Genomic DNA, 23,231 nt, shown 5'->3' on the forward strand with positions numbered 1-23,231 from the left:
GATCAACTGTGCACGCACAACGCGCCTCCAGCGCGCTGCATACAACTCCCGGCCGGCTGCACAGCTATGCGCCGGTACCCGTGCCTGGCAACGCCGGAATCGGCATAAAAATAACGAGGTTGGTTATGCGCTCTGCTTTTATTAGCTACCCCAAGACCTGCGCACTGCATGCTCTGGGCCTGGCCGGGCTGATGGTGCTCTACCAGCAGGTCCAGATGCCGCTATACCTGAGCATGGCCTCCTTTATGCTGCTGGCGCTGTGGCCCTGGCTCGGGCCCTGGCAGCGCAAGGACGATGGCCCGGCGCACGCCGCCGAAGAGGGCGTGCAGTTCAACGAACTGAGCCGCACGCTGTCCCGCCACACCTGTCATAACGCCCTGTCCGCCGCCCAGGTCTCCCACGCGGTGCAACAACTGGCCAGCAAGCTGCAATCGCAGCTGGGCGCAGTCGAGCAGATCAACCAGGCTGCCGAGGCCATCACCCAGACCGAGCAGGACAATGCCCGCCGCGCCGAGCAGACCCTGACTGCGGCGCAATCGGTGCGCCAAAACAGCGCCAACGGGCAACATGAGCTGCACCAGGCCATCGCCGCCATGCAGCAACTCAGCACCCAGACCGCCGCCAGCCGCCAGCTGATTGACGGCCTCAGCAGCCGCACCGAACAGATCGAAAAGGTCACCCAGGTGATCCAGTCGATTGCCAGCCAGACCAACCTGCTGGCGCTCAATGCCGCCATCGAAGCGGCCCGTGCCGGCGAGATGGGCCGCGGTTTCGCCGTGGTCGCCGACGAGGTGCGCAACCTTGCCGGGCGCACCAGCAGCGCCACCGAAGAGGTCGGCCAGATGGTCGCCGATATCCGTCAGCAGAGCCTGGCGGTGGTCACCCATATTCAGCAGCAGGCCGATCAGCTGGATCAGGCTGCGCAGCAGATCGCCCACACCGGCGAGCAGCTGGAAGGCATCGCCGGCCTGGCCGTGGACGTCGAACAGCAGGTCGAACAGATCAACCACGGCACCGCGGAAAACCATCAGCGCCTGGCCGAGCTGTCGGTCGCGGTCAGCCAGCTGCGCGGCGACGTGTGCGACAGCGAAGGCCAGACCCGCCAGCTCAGCCGCGCCTCCGAACAACTGGTGGGGCAGGCGGAAACCGTCAGTGAGCAGCTCGCCGCCGTCGGCCTGGACGACTACCACCAGCGCGTCTACGACCTGGCCCGCAGCGGTGCGGCGCAGATCGCCGCGCAGTTCGAAGCGGATATCCAGGCCGGCCGCATCAGCGCCAACGACCTGTTCGACCGGCAATACCAGCCAATCGCCAACAGCTTCCCGGCCAAGTTCAAAACCCGCTTCGACAGCTACGCCGACCAGGTATTGCCGACCATTCAGGAGCCTCTGCTGAGTCAGCACGAAGGCCTGGTATTCGCCATAGCCTGCACCGCCGAAGGCTATGTACCGACCCACAACAAGGCCTTCAACCACGCCCCCACTGGCGACCGCGCCGTGGACACCCTGAAAAGCCGCAGCAAGCGCCTGTTCAACGACCGCACCGGCATCCGCTGCGGCAGCCACCAGCAACCGCTGCTGCTGCAGACCTATATGCGCGACACCGGCGAGCTGATGCATGACCTGTCGGTGCCGATCATGGTCCAGGGCCGCCACTGGGGCGGTTTGCGCCTGGGTTACAAGCCGGAGCCCTGATCGCACGCAACGCCTCGGCCAGCAGCCGAAGCGTTGCCGCCCACAGTTCAGGGCGCTCGCCCCTGGCGCAACAATATTTTGAATTATCGAGCCAGGCTGGGGTTCTTACGCTGTAGGCCATTTATCGGCCATCCGCTTCCAAGGACATCCTATGAAGATCCTGCTGGTACTGACCTCCCACGACCAACTGGGCGACACCGGGCACAAGACCGGTTTCTGGCTGGAAGAGTTCGCCTCGCCCTATTACGTGTTCAAGGATGCCGGGGCGCAGCTGACCCTGGCCTCGCCCAAGGGCGGCCAGCCGCCGCTCGACCCGAAAAGTGACGTAGCTGACGCGCAAACGCCTGCCACCGAACGCTTCAAAGCCGATGTTGCAGCGCAACAGGCGCTGGCCAATACCCTGCCGTTAAGCCAGGTGCAGGCCGATGATTTCGAGGCCGTGTTCTATCCCGGTGGCCATGGCCCGCTATGGGATCTGGCCGAGGACCGCACCTCCATCGCCCTGATTGAACGCTTCCAGGCGCAAAACAAACCCGTGGCAGCGGTCTGCCACGCCCCGGGCGTGCTGCGCCACGTAAAAGCGGCAAACGGTCTGCCGCTGGTTAACGGCAAAAAGGTTACCGGTTTCAGCAATAGCGAAGAAGCCGCGGTGCAACTGACCGAGGTGGTGCCATTCCTGGTACAGGACATGCTCATCGCCAACGGCGGCCGTTACTCCAGCACAAACGACTGGCAGAGCCATGTGGTAGTCGATGGGCTGCTGATCACCGGGCAAAACCCCGGTTCCTCGGATGCCACCGCCGAAGCACTGCTCGAACAGCTGACAAAGCGCTAAGCGTGAATCGGCTGGCGTGCAGGCTGCACTTGGGGTATCACAGAGCGACACGCAATCCGAACGCCAGCCAGGGGTCATCTCGCCCATGCAACTCAATGCCGATTTCAGCCAACGGGCGCTGGTCCGCCCAGACGACAGCCCCTGGATCGCATCACCCATGCCGGGCGTAGAGCGGCGCATGCTCGACCGGATTGGCGATGAGGTGGCGCGAGCCACTTCGATCGTGCGCTACGCGGCGGGCTCACACTTCAGTGCGCATCAGCACCCCGGTGGCGAGGAGTTTCTGGTACTGGAGGGCGTGTTCTCCGACGAGCGCGGCGATTACCCGGCCGGCACCTATGTGCGCAACCCGATCGGCAGCCAACATGCGCCTTTCAGCCGAGAAGGCTGCACCATCTTCGTAAAACTTATGCAGTTTGAGCAGGCGGATGACCAGCACGTGGTCATCGACAGCCGCCGCGCCGAATGGCTACCCGGCATGGCTCCCGGGCTGAGTGTGCTACCGCTGCATCAGCACGGCACCGAGCAGGTGGCCCTGGTGCGTTGGGCACCGGGCACGCGCTTCAACCGCCATCGGCATTGGGGCGGTGAGGAGATTCTGGTGCTGGAGGGCGTTTTCCAGGATGAGTTCGGCGACTACCCGGCGGGCAGCTGGCTGCGCAGCCCGCACCTGTCCGAGCACCAACCGTTCAGTGCAGCGGGCTGCCTGATCTGGGTAAAAACCGGGCACCTGCCCGATTAACCCAGGCTGGCCATCAAGCGCTTATAGACGCGCGTACGCCGCGCGGTCTTGAACTGCTCCAGCAGCAAGGCGCGCAAGGGTGAAACCTGCGCATTGGTGCGCTTGCCTCGGCTGAGCTGACGCAGTTGGAACTTCACCGTGGCCATATAGGCCAGCGAGGCAAACGCCTTGTTCTTCCAGCGAATCGGCGGCAGTTCGGCGCGGGCCTCGTGCTGCCCCGCCTGCCACTGTTTGGGCAATGCTGGCTCAATGGCCAACGCCGTACCGATACCGGCCATGGCCACACCGCTGGCCAATACCTGCTCGACCACCGGTAGGCGGCGAATACCACCTGTGACCATCACCGGCATGGTCGCCGCTGCGGCGATCTCGCCGGCAAATTCGAGGAAGTAGGCTTCGCGCGCCAGGGTGCGGCCGTCGCGGGCATCGCCCTGCATGGCCGGGGCCTCGTAACTGCCGCCGGACAGCTCGACCAGGTCGACATCCAGCGGGTTCAGCAGCTGCACCACGCGCTTGGCGTCCGCCGCATCGAAGCCGCCACGCTGGAAATCCGCCGAGTTGAGCTTTACCGCCACACAGAAGCGCGGGGCCACCAGGGCACGCACCGCCTTGACGACTTCAAGCAATAAGCGCGCACGGTTTTCCAGCGAGCCGCCCCAGCTGTCCGTGCGCTTGTTGCTGATGGGTGAAAGAAACTGGCTGAGCAGATAACCGTGCGCCGCGTGGATCTGCACCCCGGTAAAACCGGCCTGTTCGGCCAGCTGCGCGGTGCGCGCAAACCGCTGGATCAGCCCGTGGATTTCGGCCTCATCCAAAGCCTTGGGCATAGGAAACATCTTCGACAGGCCGCCCAGCTCCAGGGCCACGGCCGAGGGCGCGACGGTCTGCTGGCCGAGGTTGGCCTGCATCTGCCGGCCGGGGTGGTTGATCTGCATCCAGAACTGCGCCCCCTGGGCACGGCCGATCCGCGCCCAGTCGCGGAACTTGTCCAGCTGCCGCTCATCTTCCAGCACCACGCCGCCGGGGCCGGTCATGGCGCGGCGGTCGACCATCACGTTGCCGGTCAGCAGCAGCCCGGCACCGCCCTCGGCCCAGGCCTGGTAAAGCCGCAGCAATTCGGCGGACGGGCCCTGGCTGGCGTCGGCCAGGTTCTCTTCCATCGCCGCCTTGGCGATGCGGTTGGTGATGCTTGTACCGTTGGGCAGTTGCAGCGCTTGGAAGGCAGTCATGGCGTACTCCGGGGTAGCAGGTGGAGCAAGGTTAAGGTTAAAGTCAACTTCAAGGTCAATAGCCCGGAGCACAGATGATGAAAATTGGTGAACTGGCCACGCGCAGCGGTCTGGCCGCCTCGCGCATTCGCTTCTACGAGGCCAGCGGGCTGATCAGTGCCCAGCGCCAGGCCAACGGTTATCGCAGTTATCCGGAACAGGCGGTGCAGACCCTCGGGATTATCAGCTGCGCGCAGCAGGCCGGTTTCAGCCTGGAGGAGATTCGCCGCCTGCTGCCCGACGCCAGCCCCCAGGGCTGGGCTCACGAGGAGATGCTCGGCAGCCTGCAGCGCAAGGTCGGCGAAATCGAGGCCATGCAGCAGCGCCTGGCGCAGAACAAGGCGCAACTGCTGAACATCATCGCCACCATCGAGAGCAAACCGGAAGGCATGCCCTGCACGGAAAACGCCGAGCGGGTGCTGGCCAATCTGCGCGGCAGTTGACTCAGGCCGACAGCGGCCAGGCTCAATGTTTAGCCAAGCAATAACCAAGCATGTGAAAAACAGGATTTAACGCACTCTTGGCCCTGTGTGAACCTGCTGGCCATGTGTCCTTCCGTACAGCTGTTCCTCACCCCCCTATTGGCTGCGCATCGGTGCGAGCGGCGCAGCTTTGTGCCCCCCGCCCTGCTGCCACAGATCCTCGCCTTCTGGGCCCTGTGGCATTGCCGCCACGCGCGCCCGCCGGATGCCCTGAGCACAGGCCACTGATCGCCCCGCAGCCAGCAACCCTGGCTGCCGACCCTGTGCCCGGTTCGGGCCCAGCACCCGCCAGTCGTACCCAGGAACCGCCTTATGAACGCCGCCATCAAACCCGTAACGCCCGCCGCCGAACGCTGCCCGTCCTACTACAGCGCCAGCCTCAATGAGGAAACCGCCTACCCGACCCTGCAGGGCGAGGTCAGCGTCGATGTGGTGATCATCGGCGGCGGCTTTACCGGCGTGGCCAGCGCCGTGGAGCTGGCCGAACGCGGGCTCAAGGTGGCCATAGTCGAGGCGCACAAGATCGGCTGGGGGGCCACCGGGCGCAATGGCGGCCAGGTCACCGGTAGCCTGTCGGGCGATGCGGCGATGACCAAGCAGATGCGCAACACCCTCGGCGAGGAGGTTGAAGACTTTATCTGGCACCTGCGCTGGCGTGGCCACGAAATCATCAAGAACCGCGTGGAGAAGTACGCCATCCAGTGCGACCTCAAGCACGGTCACCTGCACGCGGCGATGAAGCCCGTGCATATGCAGGAGCTGGAGGCCACCTACGCCGAAGCGGTGCGCCGCGGCATGGCGAATGACGTGACCCTGCTCGACCGCGCCGGGGTGCAGAGCCACCTGGCCAGCGACCTGTACAACGGCGCGCTGAAGAACACCCGCAACATGCACCTGCACCCGCTGAATCTGTGCATCGGCGAAGCCAAGGCGGCGGCCAGCCTGGGCGCGCTGATCTTCGAACACTCGCCGGTTTTGGAGATCATCCACGGTGCCAACCCGGCGGTGGTCACCGCAGGCGGACGGATCAAGGCCAAGCAGGTGCTGCTGGCCGGCGACGTGTACCACAAGCTGGAGCCGAAAAAGCTCAAGGGCATGATCTTCCCGGCCATGGGCGGCATCGTCACCACCGCGCCGCTGGGTGAACTGGCGAAGGAAATCAACCCGCAGGACCTGGCCGTGTACGACTGCCGCTTCGTCCTCGACTACTACCGCCTGACCGCCGATGGTCGCCTGCTGTTCGGCGGCGGCTGCAACTACTCCGGGCGTGATTCGCGGGATATCGCCGCCGAACTGCGCCCCGGCATCGAACAGACTTTCCCACAGCTCAAGGGCGTCGCCATCGACTTCCAGTGGAGCTGCGCCATGGGCATCGTGATCAACCGCATCCCGCAGCTGGGCAAGCTGTCGGATAACGTCTGGTACTGCCAGGGCTACTCCGGCCACGGCATCGCCACCACCCACATCATGGGCGAGATCATGGCCAACGCCCTGACCGGCACCCTGGGCCACTACGACACCTTCGCCGCCTGCAAGCACATCAAGGTGCCGCTGGGCGACGTGTTCGGCAACCCGATGCTGGCGGCCGGCATGTGGTACTACCAGATGCTGGAAAAATTGCGCTAAGCCTTTCGCGTACAGCAGACCATCGCGGCCAAGGCCGCTCCTACAAAAGCGCTTAAACCTTTAGGCGCGGCTGGGCGGCACTCCGCCATGCCTGCGAGCCTTTAGCTTTTGCCGGCAGTGCTGAGCGTCGCTGGGCTGGCCGGCACCTCGTCGCGATCATCGACAAAAGCCACCGCTGGCGAGCCATCGGCATTCAGCTGGTAGATCGCGCTCGGCTGGCCTTGCTCATTGAAGAACACCTGGCCCAGCCCCGCGCCATTCCACAAGCGTTCGCCGGCCTTGCTGCGCGAGGGAATACGCGGGGTGACCTGCATGCGCCGGCGGGTGGTCAGCCAGTTGAGCGGTGACCAGGGCGCGTAGAGCCAGCGGTTGAGGCGGTCGAACCAGTCGAGCAGGCGCGCCGGGAATTCGTTTTTCAGGCCGCTGCTGGTGATCTGCCAGAGCTGCGGGCCGCGCTTGCGCTGGCGGATCAGCACCTCGTAGACAAACGAGTAATGCACGTCGCCGGAAAGGATCACGTAGTTACCCGGCGTACGTGAGTGGCGGAAGATATTCAGCATCACCTGCGCCGCGCCACGGTGGGCCATCCAGTTTTCCGCATCGACCATCAGCGGATGACCGGCCCAGCTGAAGACTTTCTGGATGGTCTCGATCAGCTTGACGCCGAATATCGGCGCTGGGGAGACGATGATCGCCGACGGATGATCGAGCAGCTCCTGCTGAAACTCGCACAGCGCTTCCCAATCCAGCAGGCCGGAGGGCCGCTTGAGGTTGCGCTCGCTGCGCCAGCGCCGCGTGCGGGTGTCCAGCACCAACAGGGCCGGGGTGCTCGGCAGCACGAATTGCCATTGGTGAAAGCTCAGCAGTTCGTCGATCAGCGCGTCCTGCGGCTGACAATCCATATGGTTGGCGGCGTCGCGGCCCTCGGTCATCGCGCGGATCATCTGCAGCGGCTTGGCAAACACATCCGGGTTATTGCCCCAGCCCTGGCATAGCAGGTAGGCAATCAGCGCGTTGCCGATGATGCGTTTGGAAAACGGGTGGCCGTAGGCGGTTTCCTCCCACTGCGCGGAGAGGTTCCAGTCGTCGGTGATGTCGTGGTCATCGAAGATCATCAGCGTCGGCAGGTGGGCGAGGGCCCGCGCGACCCGGCCAAGGCCGCCGCGAAACGCCTCGATATGGCCCCGCTCGGCCTGATAACGCGGCACTTCCTCGGCGCTCAGTGCCGGCATTTCGGCTTCCAGCAACGTCCAGGGCGTCGGCGACCAGACCAGCAGGTACATGGCCAGCACTTCGGCGCAGGTCACCAGGTGGTTGTCGGCGCTGCTGGTGGTGAACACCGGCTTCTCCACGCCGCCGAAAAACCGCTCGCGCAGGGTGTCATTGCTCTTCAGCGCCGGCAGCAGCTCGGCGCGCTGATAGTAGCTGGCCGGGTGCTGGTAAAGCGCCGTGCTGTCATCCACCACCGCGCCTTGCAGGTGCTCGCCAAACAGGCCAAGACGCTCGATCACCTGATGAATCGCCCGCAACATCGGCCCGCTGACGTCGTCGGCGTAGATCTGGTCGCCGCTCATCAGCAGCAGCGCCGGACGCTGCTCGGGGGCATGCGCTTCGGCCAGCAGACGGTCGGCACAAAGCAGGCCATCGGCCGCCGGATGATGCGGCTTGCGGCAGGAACCATGGAGCAGATGGTCGAGCTGCGCACGCAGCACGAAGTTGGCCCGAGTCGCGCCGTCATACAGCAGGTGCGGGGCCCAGTCGACGATGCCCAGTGCGGCCTGGCCGGGCTGTTCGATCAGCAGGTCGTAGTCGATCTGCACATCGCAGGGCAGCGGGGTGTCGAACGCCAGATCGATCAGGTGGATAAACGCCTGCTCGCCGATCTGAATCACCTGGCAGCTGTCGCCTTGCAGCGGGTAGCGCTGTGGCTCCGGCGCATCGCCATGGCTCAGCAGCAGGCTGAGCGACAACGGCTGACTGCCGACCAGCCAGAGCACCAGGCGCTGCGGCTCCATGCGGCGCAGCAGCGGGCCGGCCAGCACCGGGGGCAAGTCAGCGTGGGTAACAGGGGCGGGCTTCGGCATCCGGACAGCAGCTCTAGTAAAGGTAGGGGTCAATCATAGAGTGCCAGGTGACCTCGTAGATTCCCCGCATGCAGACCGCCATGTAGCAAAACGTTACTGCGCCGCCTGACGCAGGCGCGGCAGGTCGAGAATCTCGATCTCGCCATAGGTCAGGCGCAGGATGCCCCGGCCTTCCAGCTCCTTGAGGATCTGGTTGGTGGTCTGCCGGGAGATCGCCAGCATCAGCGCCAGCTGCTCCTGGGGCAGATGCAGGACCCGGCGCGGCTCGCCCTCGCCGTAGTTCTCGGCAATCAGCAGCAGCCGCCGTGCCAGGCGCGGAGCCGCGGGCAGCAGGCTCATTTCTTCCAGGGCGATAAACGCCAGACGCAGCTTGTGGCTCATCAGCAGGGCGAAGTCGCGCCAGTACTGCGGCTGCTGTTCGAGCAGCGCCAGCAGCCGCGCCTGCGGCACCAGCAACAGAGTGGTAGCACCTTCTGCAAAGGCATCGTGGGTGCGCGGCTGACCGTCGAACAGAGAGATCTCGCCAAACCAGTAGGGCGGCTCGACCAGGGTCAGCAGCGCCTCCTTGCCGGTGGCGCTGACCGCGCCGATGCGCATGCCACCCTCGACCACCGCATACAGGCCGCAGGGTTTGTCGCCCCGGCGAAACAGCACCTGCCCCGCCGCCAGCTGTTGCACTTGGGCGGCGGCCAGCAGCGCCTCCTGCAAGGCTGCGGGCAGCGCATTGAACCAATGCCCCTGACGCAAACACGCCTGATAGCTGTGGGCGGCGTTCATCGGCGGCTCCGGCTTTGTCGGCTAGCTGACAGAGCGGCGTACGCATGAAGGTTCATGCTGGCCACCTGTCTTGCATAAGGAAAATAATAATGAAAACCCTGGTCGACCATCTGGCTCAATACGCGGCCTATCACCGCGACCAACGCAATATTCTCAGCCACTTTATCGGTATTCCACTGATCGTTGTGGCGGTGGCCGTGCTGCTTTCACGCCCAGGCTTCGAGCTTCTCGGCCTGTGGTTGTCCCCAGCGCTGTTGGTGGCCGTGGCGGCGGGGGCCTTCTACCTGCGCCTGGACCTGCGCTTCGGCCTGCTGATGGCGCTGCTGCTGGTGCTCAGCCTGTGGGCGGCAGCGGGCCTGGCCGTGCAGTCGACAACGGTGTGGTTGAGCAGCGGTATCGGCCTGTTTGTGATCGGCTGGATCATCCAGTTTGTCGGTCATTACTACGAGGGGCGCAAACCGGCCTTTGTCGATGACGTCATGGGCCTGGTGATCGGTCCGCTGTTCGTCGCCGCCGAAGCGGCTTTCCTGCTGGGCCTGCGCAAGGAAGTCGAGCAGGCCATCGTCCAGCGCGCCGGGCCGACCTGTATCCGCGAGAAGAGAACCACTGCCTGACGCGGCCAGGACCGGTTAGTCCGTCGCCCGACGCTTTACGCCTAGAACCTATTCAAGCTCTCGCGAGCTAGAGTCCTGCAAGGCGCTACGTTAGTAACCCAGCAGGGCCGACGCGCAGCAGATCGTAAATGGGTTAGCAGGCCGTTGAAAAAACGTAGGCGAGGCAGGCAAGACAAGGCAAAAACGGCCGAGGAAGCGGAGTTTACTGGCTGTAAATGAGCATTCCGAGGCCGTTTTTAACGCAGTATTGCCAACGCAGGTAGTTTTTCAACGGCCTGTTAGTACATCGCCATCCATTGCTCGGTAAAGGAACGGGTATGGCGATACACGGTGATGGGCGCGAAGGGGCGGCCGGAGGCGCTTTGCAGGGCGCTGCTCTGGCTGTTCAGGTCGTTTAGCGCGGCCTTGAGGTATTCCCAGCGGGTCTTCAGCTTGACCACCCCGGCGTTGCTTTTCGGATCGAGGGCCGCCAACTGGCTGTCCACGGCGGGCACCAGCTTGCGTTCGTCCTGGCCGAGGTAGGTATCGGTCTGCTCGCGGGCAATCTCGAAGTTGCCGAAGTAGGAGCGGCTGAGGTACTGCACCGAGAGGTATTCGAGCTTGGCAGCCACCTCGCTATCATCGGCGGGGGCCAGCTTGCGGGTTTCATCCAGCACCCCGAGCAGGGCCTTGCTCAACTCTTCCGGGTAGCGCCAGGGCATATCATCCTCGCCCGGGCCGAAGGACACCCCACGGCGAATCTGCACCACCAGTTCCTGATGGGCACTACGCAAGGCGTCGGAGTCTTGCGGCAGACGCTGCACTGCGGCCGCCAGGGCCTGCAGATCGAGTTCGAGCGCCTCCTGGTGTTTCTTTTGGAAACCCTCGCCACGTAACAGCATCAGGCTACTGGTTACCCGGCTGGCCTGCACCTGCACCTGTTCCTGAGGGCTGACGGCCTCGGCGTAGGCCAGCGGCGCAAGCCCGGCAAAGAGCCCAATGGACCAGACAAACAGATTGCGAAACAACGACTTAAGACGCATTCCCGGGGTGCTCCTTATTATTTTTTTGAGCAGTGCTGATGGAGCCTTTGTCCATCTATAACGCAAGCCTAGGGTACTACGCCAGCCTCCCCGTGACAGTAGCCTTAAGAGTGATTTCAGCCCGGGCCCTGTTCCGGGTCTGCAGGGGCGGATTTCAACGCGGAGCAGGGGCCTCGCCCAGCTCGGCCTGCAGCCAGACGACAAAGGCCTGGGTCAGACGCTGGCGACGCTTGCGTTCGGGCAGCACCAGGTAATAGCCGAACTCGGAGTGGGCGACCTCGCTGCCTAGGCGACAGAGCAGACGCTGCGCCAACAGCTCGTCGACCAGATGCCGCCAGCCGATCGCCACGCCCTGACCGGCAATCGCCGCCTGGATCAGCAGGGTGTAATTGTCGAAACGCAGGCTGCCCGGGCTGGGCGTTTCGGCAAGGCCAAAGGCACGGAACAGGCCGGCCCAGTCGTACCAGCGCGAACGGTTTTCCGGGCGCAGGTGCAGCAGCGGCAAACCGGCCAGCGCCGCTGGAGGCAGGGGCAGCGCCTGCCCCTCGAGCAGCCCAGGGCTGCACACCGGAAAGACTTCTTCGCGAAACAGCAGCTGCGCTTCGGCATGCTTGAAGCGGCCATCGCCGAAGTTGATCGCCACATCGATTTCCGCCGGTAGCGCGCCGTGGTCGCGCTCGCTGGTGATCAGGCTGACGTCCACCTCAGGGTGCAGCCGGTGAAAGCGCGGCAGACGCGGCATCAGCCAGTAAGCCGCGAAGGCGAAGTCGGTGGCCACCTGCAGCACCTCATGCTGTTGCTGCGCGGTAACCGCCGCCAGGCCGGCGTTCAGGCTGTGCAGACCGTCCTGCACATAACCCAGCAGCAACTCGCCGGCCTCGGTGAGAGCAATGCCGCGATAAACCCGGTCGAACAGGCGGGTCGCCAGCTGTTGCTCCAGGCGCTTGATCTGCTGACTGATGGCCGGCTGGCTGCTGCCCAGCTCATGGGCGGCTGCGGTAAAGCTCAGCTGGCGGGCCGCGGATTCGAACACCCGCAAGCTGTCCAGGGACAGTCCATCGATATGCTCAAACATAAGCTGTGGTTATCCGAGTCATGTATTCGTCGCGGGTTTACCGCTCCGGTACTTGGCCTGATGATCAGTGCAGCACTTTCGCATAAATCTTTTATATGGAATACCGGCTGCCATGAAACGCCCGAACATCCTCTTTATCATGGCCGACCAGATGGCTGCGCCGATCCTGCCACTGCACGATGCCACCTCGCCGGTGCAGATGCCCAATCTGATGAAGCTGGCCGAACAGGCCGTGGTGTTCGACTCGGCCTACTGCAACAGCCCGCTGTGTGCACCGTCGCGCTTTACCCTGGTCAGCGGCCAGCTGCCGTCGAAGATCGGGGCCTACGACAATGCCGCCGACTTTCCCGCCGACGTGCCGACCTACGCCCACTACCTGCGCCGCCTCGGCTATCGCACCGCGCTGTCGGGAAAGATGCACTTCTGTGGCCCGGATCAGCTGCACGGCTATGAGGAGCGCCTGACCAGCGACATCTACCCGGCCGACTACGGCTGGGCGGTGAACTGGGACGAGCCCGAAGTGCGCGCCAGCTGGTACCACAACATGTCCTCGGTGCTGCAGGCCGGGCCCTGCGTGCGCAGCAACCAGCTGGATTTCGACGAGGAGGTGGTGTTCAAGGCTCGGCAGTACCTCTACGACCATGTGCGCATGACCCCGGACCAGCCGTTCTGCCTGACCGTGTCGATGACCCACCCGCATGACCCCTACACCATCCCGGCCGAATACTGGGAGCGCTACGAGGGCGTGGAGATCCCCCTGCCGCGCCAGACCCTCGACCAGGCCCAGCAGGACCCGCACTCGCAGCGCCTGCTCAAGGTCATCGACCTGTGGGACAAGCCGCTGCCCGAGGCCAAGGTCCGCGACGCGCGCCGCGCCTACTTCGGGGCCTGCAGCTATATCGACGACAATATCGGCAAGCTGCTGAAGACCCTGGAGGAGTGCGGCCTGAGCGAGGACACCATCATCGTGTTCTCCGGCGACCACGGCGACATGCTCGGCGAGCGTTGCCTCTGGTACAAGATGCACTGGTTCGAGATGGCTGCCCGGGTGCCACTGCTGGTGCACGCACCGCAGCGCTTCGCCGCGCACCGGGTCAGCCAGTCGGTGTCGACCATGGACCTGCTGCCGACCCTGGTGGAGCTGGCCGGTGGTCAGGTCGAACCCGGCCTGGCGCTCGATGGCCATTCGCTGCTGAACCATCTGCAGGGCGACGGCGGGCATGACCAGGTGCTTGGCGAGTATATGGCCGAGGGCAGCACCAGCCCGCTGATGATGATCCGCCGCGGCGAGTGGAAGTTCATCTACTCCGAGCAGGACCCGCTGCTGCTATTCAACCTGCGCCACGATCCGCAGGAGCGCGAAAACCTGGCCGACTCGGCCGAGCACCAGGGCGTACTCGGCGAATTCCTCGCCGAAGCGCGGGCGCGCTGGGATATGCCGGCGATCCATGCCGCCACCCTGGCCAGCCAGCGCCGCCGCCGCCTGGTCGCCGAGGCCCTGAGCCTGGGCAAGCTGAGCAGCTGGGATCACCAGCCCTGGGTCGACGCCAGCCAACAGTACATGCGCAATCATATCGACCTCGACGACCTGGAACGTCGCGCCCGTTACCCACAGGTTTGAAACGCACTGCCTCCCACTACTATCAGAACAAAGGAGAAATGCCATGAACAGATTCAGCGTGCTACTACTCGCCGGAGCCCTGACCAGCGCCGCTAATGCGCTGGCCGAGGACGCCGCCTGCGCCACGGTCAAGCTGGGTGATCCGGGCTGGAGCGATATCGCCGTGACCAATGGCATCGCCAGCTTCCTGCTCGACGGTCTGGGCTACAAGGTGCAGACTCAGACCCTGGCGGTGCCGATCATCTTCGCCGGTCTGCAGAAAGGCCAGGTCGATGCGTTTCTCGGCAACTGGATGCCGGCGCAGCAGAGCAACTACGACAAGTTCGTCGCCACGGGCGAGGTCGACCAGCTGGTGGAAAACCTCGGCGGCACCGAATACACCCTGGCCGTACCGGCCTACGCCTATGACGCCGGGGTGAAGACCTTCGCCGACCTCGACGCACATGCCGACCAGTTCGAACGCAAACTCTACGGCATCGCCTCCGGCGCACCGGCCAACGAGTCGATCAAGCAGATGATCACCGCCGACGAGTTCGGCCTGGGCGACTGGCGGCTGGTGGAATCCAGCGAGCAGGCCATGCTGGTACAGGTCGGCCGGGCGGTGAAGCGCGAGCAGTTCGTGGTGTTTCTCGGCTGGACCCCGCACCCGATGAACGTGCAGTACGACATGCGCTATCTCAAGGGCGGCGAGCAGTATTTCGGTGCCAGTGGCCAGGTCAACACCCTGGCCCGCAAGGGCTATGCCGCGCAGTGCCCGAACGTCGGCAAGCTGCTGAGCAACCTGACCTTCACCCAGGAGATGGAGAACGCCATCATGGACCAGGTGCTGAGCAAGCAGGCGAGCAACGACGCGGCGGTCAAGGCCTGGCTGCAAGCCAACCCGGCGGTAGTCGCCGCCTGGCTCGAGGGGGTCAGCAGCCGCACGGGGGGTGATGGCCTGGCTGCGGTCAACGCCAAACTTTGAAGCGCCCGGCTTGATTCCCTAAAGTAGACGGGCCGCGGCACTGCCGCGGTGCCGTCCATCGCCCACACAAGAAGCCGACTTATGCCGCTACCCCGCCTTCAGACCCTGTTGCCGTTTCTGCGCTGGCTGCCCAACTGCAGCAGACGCAGCCTCGGCCAGGACCTGCTGGTGGGCCTGAGCGGGGCCATCCTGGCCCTGCCGCAATCCATCGCCTACGCCCTGATCGCCGGCCTGCCACCGGAATACGGCCTGTATGCGGCCATAGTGCCGGTGATCATCGCCAGCCTGTGGGGCTCATCCTGGCACCTGATCTGCGGCCCGACCGCAGCCATCTCCATCGTCCTGTTCAGCAGCGTCAGCCCCATGGCGGCCCCGGGCAGCGACGACTTTATCGCCCTGATCCTGCTGCTGAGCTTTCTCGCCGGGCTGTTCCAGTGGCTGCTCGGCCTGCTGCGCTTCGGCGCGCTGGTGAACTTCGTCTCCCATTCGGTGGTGCTCGGCTTCACCCTCGGCGCAGCCCTGGTGATTGCCCTGGGACAACTGCCCAACCTGCTCGGCATCAGCGTGGCCAGCCAGGCCACGGCCCTGGCGAGCCTGCTGAATATCGGTGAACACCTGCTGGAAAGCGACTGGCGCAGCCTGGCGGTGGCGCTGTTCACCCTCACCGTGAGCCTGCTCAGCAGACGCCTGTGGCCGCGCTCGCCGGCCCTGCTGCTGGGCATAGTCGCCGCCAGCCTGCTGGTGCTGGCCTGGCCCGCGCAGCTCGGCAATATTGCCCTAGTCAGCAGCTTCGAGGGCAAGCTGCCGCCGTTCAACCTGCTGCGGTTGGAGCTGGCAAACGTCCTTGAGCTGCTGCCGGCGGCGGTGGCCTGCGGCATGCTCGGCCTGGTCACCAGCCTGTCGATCGCCCGCGCACTGGCCAGCAAGTCCCAGCAGCTGCTCGATGCCAATCAAGAGGTGCGCGCCCAGGGCCTGTCGAACCTGATCGGCCCCTGGTTCGGCGGCTCGCTGTCGGCCGGCTCCTTCACCCGTTCGGCGCTGAACCTGCAGGCCGGGGCCTGCTCGCCCATGGCCGGGGTGTTTTCCGCGCTGCTGGTGGCGCTGTTCGCCCTGTTCGGCAGCCGCCTGATCGCCCATGTGCCGCTGCCCGGCATGGCCGCAGGAATCCTGCTGATCTGCTGGGGGCTGGTGGATATCGCCGGCGTGCGTGCGCTGCTGCGGGTCAGCCGGGCGGAATTCGTGGTGATGCTGCTGACCCTGCTCGCCACCCTGCTGCTGGAGCTGCAGACGGCGATCTACGCCGGGGTGCTGGCGTCGCTGTTCTTCTACCTCAAGCGCACCTCGCAGCCGCGCATCCGCTGCTGGCAGGAGGACGGCCAGGAGCTGCTGCGGATCGAAGGCTCGATCTTCTTCGGGGCCTGCCATTACCTGCAGCAGGTTATCCAGCGCAGCCGCGGTGAACGGGTGATCATCGATGCCCAGCACATCAACTTCATCGATTACGCCGGGGTCGCCATGCTCCACCAGGAGGCCCGCCGCCTGCAGGCGCAGCAACGCAGCCTGACCCTGCGCCGGGCGCGACCGCATGTGATCGAGGAAATCCACAAGCTCGAAGGGGCCGAACACTGCCCCGTGCAGTTCGAGGATTAGCGCCAGTACGCGGAACCGAAGCGGGCTATGGCCTGCGCCAGACGCTGGCCAGCCAGGGTTGCTGGTCGCGAGGCAGGCCGGGCGGGCGGTAGTAGTGCTGCAGCTCGACAAAGCCGGCGGCGGTGAGCAGGGTGCGCCAGTTGACCAGGTCGTAATAGGCACCGTAGCGCTCGCCGTTCCAGCCCTCCTGGTTGTCACCGCGGGGGTTTGAGCTGAACAGCGCGCCGCCCGGCTTCAGGCTGGCATGCAGTTGGCGCAGCACCCGCGGCAGTTCCTGGCTGGGGATATGGAACAGCACGGCGTTGGCGAAGATGCCGTCGAAGTGCTGATCCGGCAGATCGAGGGCGAGGAAGTCCTGTAGCCAGACCTCGCAACCGCTGTCAGCGCGGGCCATCTCGACGAACCGCGGGCAGCCATCCAGGCCGGTGGCCACATGGCCCAGGGCGCTAAAGGTGCGCAGGTCGCGGCCCGGGCCGCAGCCGAAATCGAGAATCTGGTAGGGCGCAGTCGCCTGGATAGACGCGAGCAGGGCGGCGATATTCTGGCTGACATCGTGATCACGGGTGCCGGCGCGGAAGTCTTCGGCGCAGTCCTGATAATGGGCCAGGGTCAGAGCACTGATCTGCGCCAGTTCAGCCGCGTTCAAGGACACTGGCGTTCAGCCCTCGGCCAGGCGGCGGCGCAGTTCGGCCAGCACCGGCGCACTGTCGGGGCGCACGCCGCGCCACAGCTGGAAGGCTTCCGCGGCCTGCTCCACCAGCATGCCCAGGCCATCCAGGCAGCGCGCCGCGCCGCGCTCGGCGGCCCAGCGGTTAAAGGCGGTGGGCTCCTTGGCGTACATCATGTCGTAACAGACTGTGTGGCCGGGCTGGATCAGGCTCGGCGCAATCGGCGGCAACTCGCCGGCCAGGCTGGCCGAGGTACCGTTGATGATCAGGTCCACCGGCGCATCGATCCAGTCGAAACCGCTGGCTACCACCGGCCCCAGGTCAGCGAACTCATGCACCAGCTGCTCGGCCTTGGCCACAGTGCGGTTGGCAATTACCAGAGCCGCCGGCTGTTCGGCCAGCAAGGGCTCCAGCACCCCACGCACGGCACCGCCGGCCCCCAGCAGAAGAATGCGTTTGCCCTTGAGGCTTACACCGGCATTGGCGGTCAGATCACGCACCAGGCCGGCACCGTCGGTGTTGTCGCCGAGCAGGCTGCCGTCGTCGAGTTTCTTCAGGGTATTTACCGCCCCGGCGCGCCGCGCCCGTGGGGTCAGGTTATCGGCCAGGGCGAAGGCCTGCTCCTTGAACGGCACGGTGACATTGGCTCCCAGACCCGCCGCGAAGAAGCGGCGGGCAAACCCGGGGAAATCCTCCAGCGGCGCGAGCAGGGCCTCATAGCTCAGCTGCTCGCCGGTCTGCGCGGCGAACAGGCCGTGGATCAGCGGCGACTTGCTGTGGCCAATGGGGTTGCCGAATACGCCGTAGCGGTCCATCAGCGGCCCGCCTCGTTAAGCCAGTCGCGGTCGGTGAGGAAATATTCGGTCAGCCGCGCCTCTTCGCTGCCCGGCTCGGGCTTCCAGTCGTAACCCCAGCGCACATGGGGCGGCAGCGACATCAGGATCGACTCGGTTCGCCCACCGGACTGCAGGCCGAACAGGGTGCCACGGTCGAACACCAGATTGAACTCCACATAACGGCCCCGGCGGAAAGCCTGGAACTCGCGCTCGCGCTCGCCATAAGGGGTCAGCTTGCGCCGCTGGACGATGGGCAGATAGGCCTCGATATAGGCATCGCCGATGGCGCGCATAAAGGCGAAGCTGGTGTCGAAATCCCACTGGTTGAGGTCGTCGAAGAACAGCCCGCCGATGCCGCGCGGCTCGCCGCGGTGCTTGAGGTGGAAGTAGCGGTCGCACCAGGCCTTGAACTTCGGGTAGACCTCGGCACCGAAGGGCGCGCAGGCGTCGAAGGCGACCCGGTGCCAGTGCACGCAGTCTTCTTCATTGGCGTAGTAGGGGGTCAGGTCGAAGCCACCGCCGAACCACCAGACCGGCTCCTCGCCCTCTTTCTCGGCGCTGAAGAAGCGCACGTTGGCGTGGGAGGTCGGCACATAGGGGTTTTCCGGGTGGATCACCAGGGACACGCCGAGTGCCTCGAAACCGCGCCCGGCCAGTTCCGGGCGATGAGCGCTGGCCGACGGCGGCAGGCTGTCGCCAAACACATGGGAGAAGTTCACTCCGCCCTTTTCGATCAGCGCACCGTTCTCCATCACCCGCGTACGACCGCCGCCACCGGCCGGACGCTGCCAGGCATCCTCGAAGAATTCAGCACCGCCATCTTCGGCTTGCAGGGCAGAGCAGATACGGTCTTGCAGATCCAGCAGGTAGGCTTTGACGGCCTCAGTACGGTCACTCACGGCGGCACCTTGAAAGCGGGTAAGGCCGCTCGGCAACGAGGTAGCCGAGCGGCGAAATCGGCGGCAAGCATAACATTATGGCCTGCCATCCATGGCGGCCACCCTTCGGGCCGTCGCTGCGCGACGTTAAAAATCGTTCCTGACGATTTCTTATGGCCTGCATCCATGGCGGCCACCCTTCGGGCCGGCGCTGCGCGACGTTAAAAATCGTTCCTGACGATTTCTTATGGCCTGCATCCATGGCGGCCACCCCTCGGGCCGGCGCTGCGCGACGTTAAAAATGGCTCCCGACCATTTTTTTGCTACCCGGCATCCGCAGTTGACGGCGGTCAAAGCAGACGATTGGATAACGGTAAGTTTCTGCCCGTGCGGGCATCATCCAGGCATTCAATTGCGGAAGACTCTGAAAATGGCCATGCGTATCCAGTTCAACCGTCACGGCGGCCCGGACGTTCTCGAATACAGCGACTACACACCCGCTGCCCCAGGTCCAAATGAAGTGCGGGTGCAGAACCAGGCGATCGGCCTGAATTTTATCGACACCTATTTCCGCAGCGGCCTGTATGCGCCACCGGCGCTGCCGTCCAGCCTGGGCACCGAGGGTGCGGGGATCGTCGAGGCGGTGGGCTCTGCAGTGAGTGGCTTTCAGGTGGGCGACCGCGTCGCCTATGCCACCGGCCCACTGGGTGCCTACAGCGAGCTGCACGTACTGCCAGCCGAGAAGCTGGTGAAATTGCCGGATGCGATCAGCTTCGAGCAGGCGGCCGCCGTCATGCTCAAGGGCCTGACGGTGCACTACCTGTTGCGCCAGACCTTCCCCCTGCAAGGTGGCGAAACCATTCTGTTCCACGCCGCCGCCGGTGGCGTCGGTTCCCTGGCCTGCCAGTGGGCCAGGGCACTTGGGGTCAAGTTGATCGGCACCGTCAGCTCCGCAGAAAAAGCCGCACGGGCCAAAGAGCAGGGGGCCTGGGCGACCATCGATTACAGCCATGAAAACGTCGCCCAGCGGGTGCTGGAGCTGACCGACGGCAAGAAGTGCCCGGTGGTCTACGACGGCGTCGGCAAGGACACCTGGGAAACCTCGCTGGACTGCGTGGCCCCGCGCGGCCTGCTGGTCAGCTTCGGCAACGCCTCCGGGGCGGTGACCGGGGTCAACCTGGGCATTCTCGCGCAGAAGGGTTCGCTGTTCGTTACCCGCCCGACCCTGGCCGGCTACGCCGACACCCCCGAGCGCCTGCAGTGGATGGCCGATGACTTGTTCGGCATGATCGAAAGCGGCCGGCTCAAGGTCGAGATCAGCAACCGCTACGCGCTCAAGGATGCCGCCACCGCGCAAACCGCCCTCAGCGCCCGGCAGACCACTGGCTCGACCATCCTATTGCCGTAAACCGTAGGGTGGGAGGGGCTTTAGCCACGAGCTTTTGGGCTTTGTTCAGATCAGGACGGGCGAATCACATCGCCCGTGACCAGATCGCGGATCAGGCTAGGGTTCTTGCGTCCGCCCAGGGCTCCGCCGAGGACCTTGTCCAGCTGCCGCGGGAAGTATTGCTCGACCCGCAGCCGCGAACGCGCCGCCGGCCGACCGGCCGGGTTGGCCGAGGTCGACACCAGTGGCCCGGTCAGGCGGCATAGCGCCCGCACCCCGGGGTGGTCGCTGACCCGCAGGGCGACACTGCTGTGTTCGCCAGTAATCCACTGCGGCAGGCGATCCTGATGAGGCACCAGCCAGGTATTGGGGCCAGGCCAGCTGCCGGCCAGGCGTTCCTGCCAGATCTCCGGCAGGTCCTCGAGGAGAAAGTCGAACTGCTCGATGCACTCGGCCACCAGAATCAGGCCCTTGTGCACCGGCCGCTCCTTGAGCGCCAGCAGGCGTTCCACCGCCATATCATTCCAGGGGTCACAACCCAGGCCCCATACCGCCTCGGTCGGGTAGGCGATCACTCCGCCCTGGCGCACCACCCGCGCTGCCTGCTGCACCTGAAAACTGCTGACCATCGATAACTCTCCGCTAAAGGCTGCTGCGCAGTGTATCCAAGCTAACCGGTGCGGCCCAGCCAGCGCCCGCCTTCGTTGGCCACCAGGCCTTCCAGTTCCAGCTCGGTCAGGGCCGCCAGCACCTGCGCCAGAGGCCAGCCGCTGGCGGCGGCCAGGGCTTCGCTGCTGTGCGGCGCGGCATGCAGCAAATCCAGCAGGGGATGGTTGTCCGCCGGAGCTGGCGCGGTCGCCTGACCGGGCTCCGCCAGCTGCCAACCGCGCAACGCCTCGAGAATATGTTCGACGCTCTGCACCAGCGTCGCCCCGTCGCGGATCAGCTGATGGCAGCCGCGGGCTCCGGGATGATGGATCGAACCGGGAATCGCATAGACCTCGCGGCCCTGCTCGGCCGCCAGACGCGCGGTGATCAGCGAACCGCTGGAGGGGCTGGCTTCGACAACCAGCACGCCGAGGGACAGGCCACTGATGATGCGATTACGCCGCGGGAAGTTGCTCGCCTGCGGCGGGCAGTCCAGCGGCAACTCGGAGACCAGCGCACCGCCGCCCTCGACGATTTCGCCGGCCAGGCTCTTGTGCCGCGCCGGATACAGGCACTGCAGACCGGTACCCAACACGGCCAGGGTCTTGCCGCCGGCATCCAGGGCACCCCGATGGGCGGCACCGTCTATACCCAGGGCCAGGCCGCTGGTGATCACAAAACCACCACCCGCAAGACTGCGGGCGAAGCTGTGCGCCGTGTCCAGCCCCGGGCGCGAGGCCCGGCGGCTGCCGACCATGGCCAGCTGCGGCAGCTCCAGCAGCGTCGGGTCACCGGCGACGAACAGCAGCGGCGGGGCATCGTTAAGCTCGGCGAGCAGCCCGGGATAGATCGGGTCATCCCACATCAGCAGGTGCTGTTTATCGACCTCCAGCCAGGCCAGGGCGGCAGCCGCGCGTTGGCGGATTTCGGCGCTGCGGCGGGGCTCGGCGCAGGCCGCCGGCAAGCCCAGGGCGCGCCAGGCACTGGCCGGGGCGCTTAACGCCGCCGAGGCACTGTCGAAGGCGCTAAGCAGTTTGCGAAAACGCCGCGGGCCCAGCTCCGGCAGGCAATGCAGGCGCAGGCGGGCTTCAAGTTCGGCAGGAGAAACGGTAGGAGAGAGTTGCGACATCGGGATCATCCTTGATCGGTCGCGCCGCTGGGCGGCTGGGCAGGCTGCTTAACGCAGAAGCCCCGCAATTGCGGGGCTTCTGGTTATTAGGGGTTACGTACCTTGTCCATCACCGCCAGCGAGCGGGTGGCCCCAAGCACCAGGCCATAGCTGAGCTTGTCGTAGGCGCGGAACACCATCAGCAGGCCAGCCCGCTCGTCGGGGATCTTCACCGATTCGCCGGTGACGCGGTCGCGCACGGTTTCACCGGTCTTGTAGATGGCCAGCACGCTGCCTTCGGTCAGGCCATCGCGCGCGCCCTTGTTCAGGGTCACCACATCGAACTGACCGATCTGGGTCACGCCGCGCGGCACGTCGAGGATCAGGCCATTGATTTCACTGGTCGGCTCGCTGGGCATAAAGGTCGAATTGATCGCCCGTTCTTCGGTGGCGAACAGGCGGTCGCCCAGGCGCACCTCCTGGGTGGAGCGGGTCAGCATCATGGTGCCGATATCGCCTTCTTCGGCAACGATCTCGCCACCGCCGATATCGTCGGCATTGATGCCGAGGAACTCCTGGGTATCCGGGTCGATATAGGTCTTGCCCTGGCGGAAAATGCCATAGGCCGGAGCGGTCTCGTCGAAGCTGCCACGGGCATAGACACGGTCACCGGCACCGCTGACCACGCGCTCGGCATTGCCGGCGACGATATAGGGGGCCAGCTCGAATTCGTCCGGGGTATCGATGATGCGGTTGGAAAGCAGGAAGCTGTTGATCGCCTCCAGCGGAATGGTCGGAATGGCTTCGGCCATCGGCGTGCTGCGCACCTGCGGCGACAGCTTGATGGTGCCGCGGGACTCACCACGGTTGAGCATCAGACGCGGCTGACCGTCGATATACACCAGGCTCAGCTGGTCGCCGGGATAGATCAGATGGGGGTTTTCCACCTGGGGATTGGCGTGCCAGATTTCCGGCCACTTCCACGGCTGGCGGAGAAAACGCCCGGAGATATCCCACAGGGTATCGCCCTTGACCACGGTGTAACGGTCCGGGTGACCGTCCTTGAGTTGCACATCGGCCTGGGCCAAGCCGCCTGCGGCAAGCAGCAGCAGGGCGAGTAGTGATTTCCTCATGCGGTGAATCCCTTTATTATATGTCTTCACGTAGAGCGCCCTAGCGCCGCGACTGAACCCAGTGGAAACGCGGCTTTAAACCGTTTTTCCAATGCTGCTCATCATCTTAGCAGCGGATT

Annotated in this window: 21 protein-coding genes; 10 read left to right on the forward strand and 11 right to left on the reverse strand. The window is 65.0% G+C overall.

Going from position 1 to position 23,231, the window contains the following annotated elements; translation table 11 throughout:
* Positions 1-245 precede the first annotated feature (245 nt).
* From WMW70_RS18625 to WMW70_RS18635, 3 genes are all read left to right on the forward strand, one after another.
* Positions 246-1,694, forward strand: coding sequence for a methyl-accepting chemotaxis protein (locus WMW70_RS18625; protein ID WP_445942169.1), 1,449 nt, complete (start codon positions 246-248; stop codon positions 1,692-1,694).
* Between the two features lie 151 nt (positions 1,695-1,845).
* On the forward strand, positions 1,846-2,529 hold the full coding sequence (locus WMW70_RS18630) for a type 1 glutamine amidotransferase domain-containing protein (protein WP_341438952.1): 684 nt from the start codon (positions 1,846-1,848) through the stop codon (positions 2,527-2,529).
* 85 nt (positions 2,530-2,614) lie between these two features.
* Positions 2,615-3,271: a cupin domain-containing protein gene (locus WMW70_RS18635; RefSeq protein WP_341438953.1), complete on the forward strand. Its 657-nt coding sequence runs from the start codon at positions 2,615-2,617 to the stop codon at positions 3,269-3,271.
* Here the strand turns inward: WMW70_RS18635 and WMW70_RS18640 are convergent.
* A complete protein-coding gene (locus WMW70_RS18640) occupies positions 3,268-4,500 on the reverse strand; it encodes an NADH:flavin oxidoreductase/NADH oxidase family protein (protein WP_341438954.1) in 1,233 nt (410 codons plus the stop codon). The two genes, WMW70_RS18635 and WMW70_RS18640, sit on opposite strands and share 4 nt — an antisense overlap.
* Before the next feature lie 77 nt (positions 4,501-4,577).
* Here WMW70_RS18640 and WMW70_RS18645 point away from each other — a divergent pair, with 77 nt between their 5' ends.
* Together WMW70_RS18645 and WMW70_RS18650 are read left to right on the forward strand one after the other, a co-directional pair.
* Positions 4,578-4,982, forward strand: a complete 405-nt coding sequence (locus WMW70_RS18645; protein ID WP_341438955.1) for a MerR family transcriptional regulator — start codon at positions 4,578-4,580, stop codon at positions 4,980-4,982.
* A gap of 351 nt (positions 4,983-5,333) precedes the next feature.
* A complete protein-coding gene (locus WMW70_RS18650; RefSeq protein ID WP_341438956.1) occupies positions 5,334-6,647 on the forward strand; it encodes an NAD(P)/FAD-dependent oxidoreductase in 1,314 nt (437 codons plus the stop codon).
* A 101-nt stretch (positions 6,648-6,748) separates the two neighbouring features.
* On the opposite strand, the gene WMW70_RS18655 is transcribed toward WMW70_RS18650, so the two are convergent.
* Together WMW70_RS18655 and WMW70_RS18660 are read right to left on the reverse strand one after the other, a co-directional pair.
* Entirely contained in the window at positions 6,749-8,731 is a 1,983-nt protein-coding gene (locus WMW70_RS18655) for an alkaline phosphatase D family protein (RefSeq protein ID WP_341438957.1), read from the reverse strand.
* 93 nt (positions 8,732-8,824) lie between these two features.
* A complete protein-coding gene (locus WMW70_RS18660) occupies positions 8,825-9,508 on the reverse strand; it encodes a Crp/Fnr family transcriptional regulator (RefSeq protein WP_341438958.1) in 684 nt (227 codons plus the stop codon).
* An 89-nt stretch (positions 9,509-9,597) separates the two neighbouring features.
* On the opposite strand from WMW70_RS18660, the gene WMW70_RS18665 reads away from it, so the two are divergent.
* On the forward strand, positions 9,598-10,122 hold the full coding sequence (locus WMW70_RS18665; RefSeq protein WP_341438959.1) for an Mpo1 family 2-hydroxy fatty acid dioxygenase: 525 nt from the start codon (positions 9,598-9,600) through the stop codon (positions 10,120-10,122).
* A gap of 278 nt (positions 10,123-10,400) precedes the next feature.
* On the opposite strand, the gene WMW70_RS18670 is transcribed toward WMW70_RS18665, so the two are convergent.
* Both WMW70_RS18670 and WMW70_RS18675 read right to left on the reverse strand, forming a co-directional pair.
* Positions 10,401-11,144, reverse strand: a complete 744-nt coding sequence (locus WMW70_RS18670; protein WP_341438960.1) for a hypothetical protein — start codon at positions 11,142-11,144, stop codon at positions 10,401-10,403.
* 154 nt (positions 11,145-11,298) lie between these two features.
* Positions 11,299-12,219, reverse strand: coding sequence for a choline sulfate utilization transcriptional regulator (locus WMW70_RS18675; RefSeq protein WP_341438961.1), 921 nt, complete (start codon positions 12,217-12,219; stop codon positions 11,299-11,301).
* A gap of 112 nt (positions 12,220-12,331) precedes the next feature.
* Here WMW70_RS18675 and betC point away from each other — a divergent pair, with 112 nt between their 5' ends.
* The 3 genes from betC to WMW70_RS18690 all read left to right on the forward strand — a co-directional run bounded on the left by betC (position 12,332) and on the right by WMW70_RS18690 (position 16,454).
* Entirely contained in the window at positions 12,332-13,840 is a 1,509-nt protein-coding gene (gene betC / locus WMW70_RS18680) for a choline-sulfatase (RefSeq protein WP_341438962.1), read from the forward strand.
* A gap of 43 nt (positions 13,841-13,883) precedes the next feature.
* Positions 13,884-14,804, forward strand: a complete 921-nt coding sequence (gene choX, locus WMW70_RS18685) for a choline ABC transporter substrate-binding protein (protein WP_341438963.1) — start codon at positions 13,884-13,886, stop codon at positions 14,802-14,804.
* Between the two features lie 81 nt (positions 14,805-14,885).
* Positions 14,886-16,454, forward strand: coding sequence for a SulP family inorganic anion transporter (locus WMW70_RS18690; RefSeq protein WP_341438964.1), 1,569 nt, complete (start codon positions 14,886-14,888; stop codon positions 16,452-16,454).
* Positions 16,455-16,479: 25 nt separating this feature from the next.
* Here WMW70_RS18690 and WMW70_RS18695 read toward each other — a convergent pair whose 3' ends face one another.
* The 3 genes from WMW70_RS18695 to hemF are packed head-to-tail and all read right to left on the reverse strand — an operon-like array spanning position 16,480 to position 18,857.
* On the reverse strand, positions 16,480-17,106 hold the full coding sequence (locus WMW70_RS18695; RefSeq protein WP_341438965.1) for a class I SAM-dependent methyltransferase: 627 nt from the start codon (positions 17,104-17,106) through the stop codon (positions 16,480-16,482).
* A gap of 6 nt (positions 17,107-17,112) precedes the next feature.
* Positions 17,113-17,937 carry a shikimate dehydrogenase gene (gene aroE / locus WMW70_RS18700; protein WP_341438966.1) on the reverse strand — a complete coding sequence of 275 codons (825 nt, stop codon included), beginning with the start codon at positions 17,935-17,937 and terminating at the stop codon, positions 17,113-17,115.
* Positions 17,937-18,857, reverse strand: coding sequence for an oxygen-dependent coproporphyrinogen oxidase (hemF, locus tag WMW70_RS18705; protein ID WP_341438967.1), 921 nt, complete (start codon positions 18,855-18,857; stop codon positions 17,937-17,939). Before hemF ends, aroE begins: the two co-directional genes overlap by 1 nt.
* 409 nt (positions 18,858-19,266) lie before the next feature.
* On the opposite strand from hemF, the gene WMW70_RS18710 reads away from it, so the two are divergent.
* A complete protein-coding gene (locus WMW70_RS18710) occupies positions 19,267-20,244 on the forward strand; it encodes an NADPH:quinone reductase (RefSeq protein WP_341438968.1) in 978 nt (325 codons plus the stop codon).
* A 50-nt stretch (positions 20,245-20,294) separates the two neighbouring features.
* Here WMW70_RS18710 and WMW70_RS18715 read toward each other — a convergent pair whose 3' ends face one another.
* The 3 genes from WMW70_RS18715 to WMW70_RS18725 all read right to left on the reverse strand — a co-directional run bounded on the left by WMW70_RS18715 (position 20,295) and on the right by WMW70_RS18725 (position 23,112).
* Positions 20,295-20,852 carry an L-threonylcarbamoyladenylate synthase gene (locus WMW70_RS18715; RefSeq protein WP_341438969.1) on the reverse strand — a complete coding sequence of 186 codons (558 nt, stop codon included), beginning with the start codon at positions 20,850-20,852 and terminating at the stop codon, positions 20,295-20,297.
* Between the two features lie 41 nt (positions 20,853-20,893).
* Positions 20,894-22,000 carry a DNA-processing protein DprA gene (gene dprA / locus WMW70_RS18720; RefSeq protein WP_341438970.1) on the reverse strand — a complete coding sequence of 369 codons (1,107 nt, stop codon included), beginning with the start codon at positions 21,998-22,000 and terminating at the stop codon, positions 20,894-20,896.
* Positions 22,001-22,086: 86 nt separating this feature from the next.
* Complete coding sequence (locus WMW70_RS18725) at positions 22,087-23,112, reverse strand: LysM peptidoglycan-binding domain-containing protein (RefSeq protein WP_341438971.1); 1,026 nt, start codon at positions 23,110-23,112, stop codon at positions 22,087-22,089.
* Positions 23,113-23,231 lie beyond the last annotated feature (119 nt).

The sequence above is a fragment of the Pseudomonas sp. XK-1 genome (assembly GCF_038069885.1).
Taxonomy (GTDB): Bacteria; Pseudomonadota; Gammaproteobacteria; order Pseudomonadales; family Pseudomonadaceae; genus Aquipseudomonas.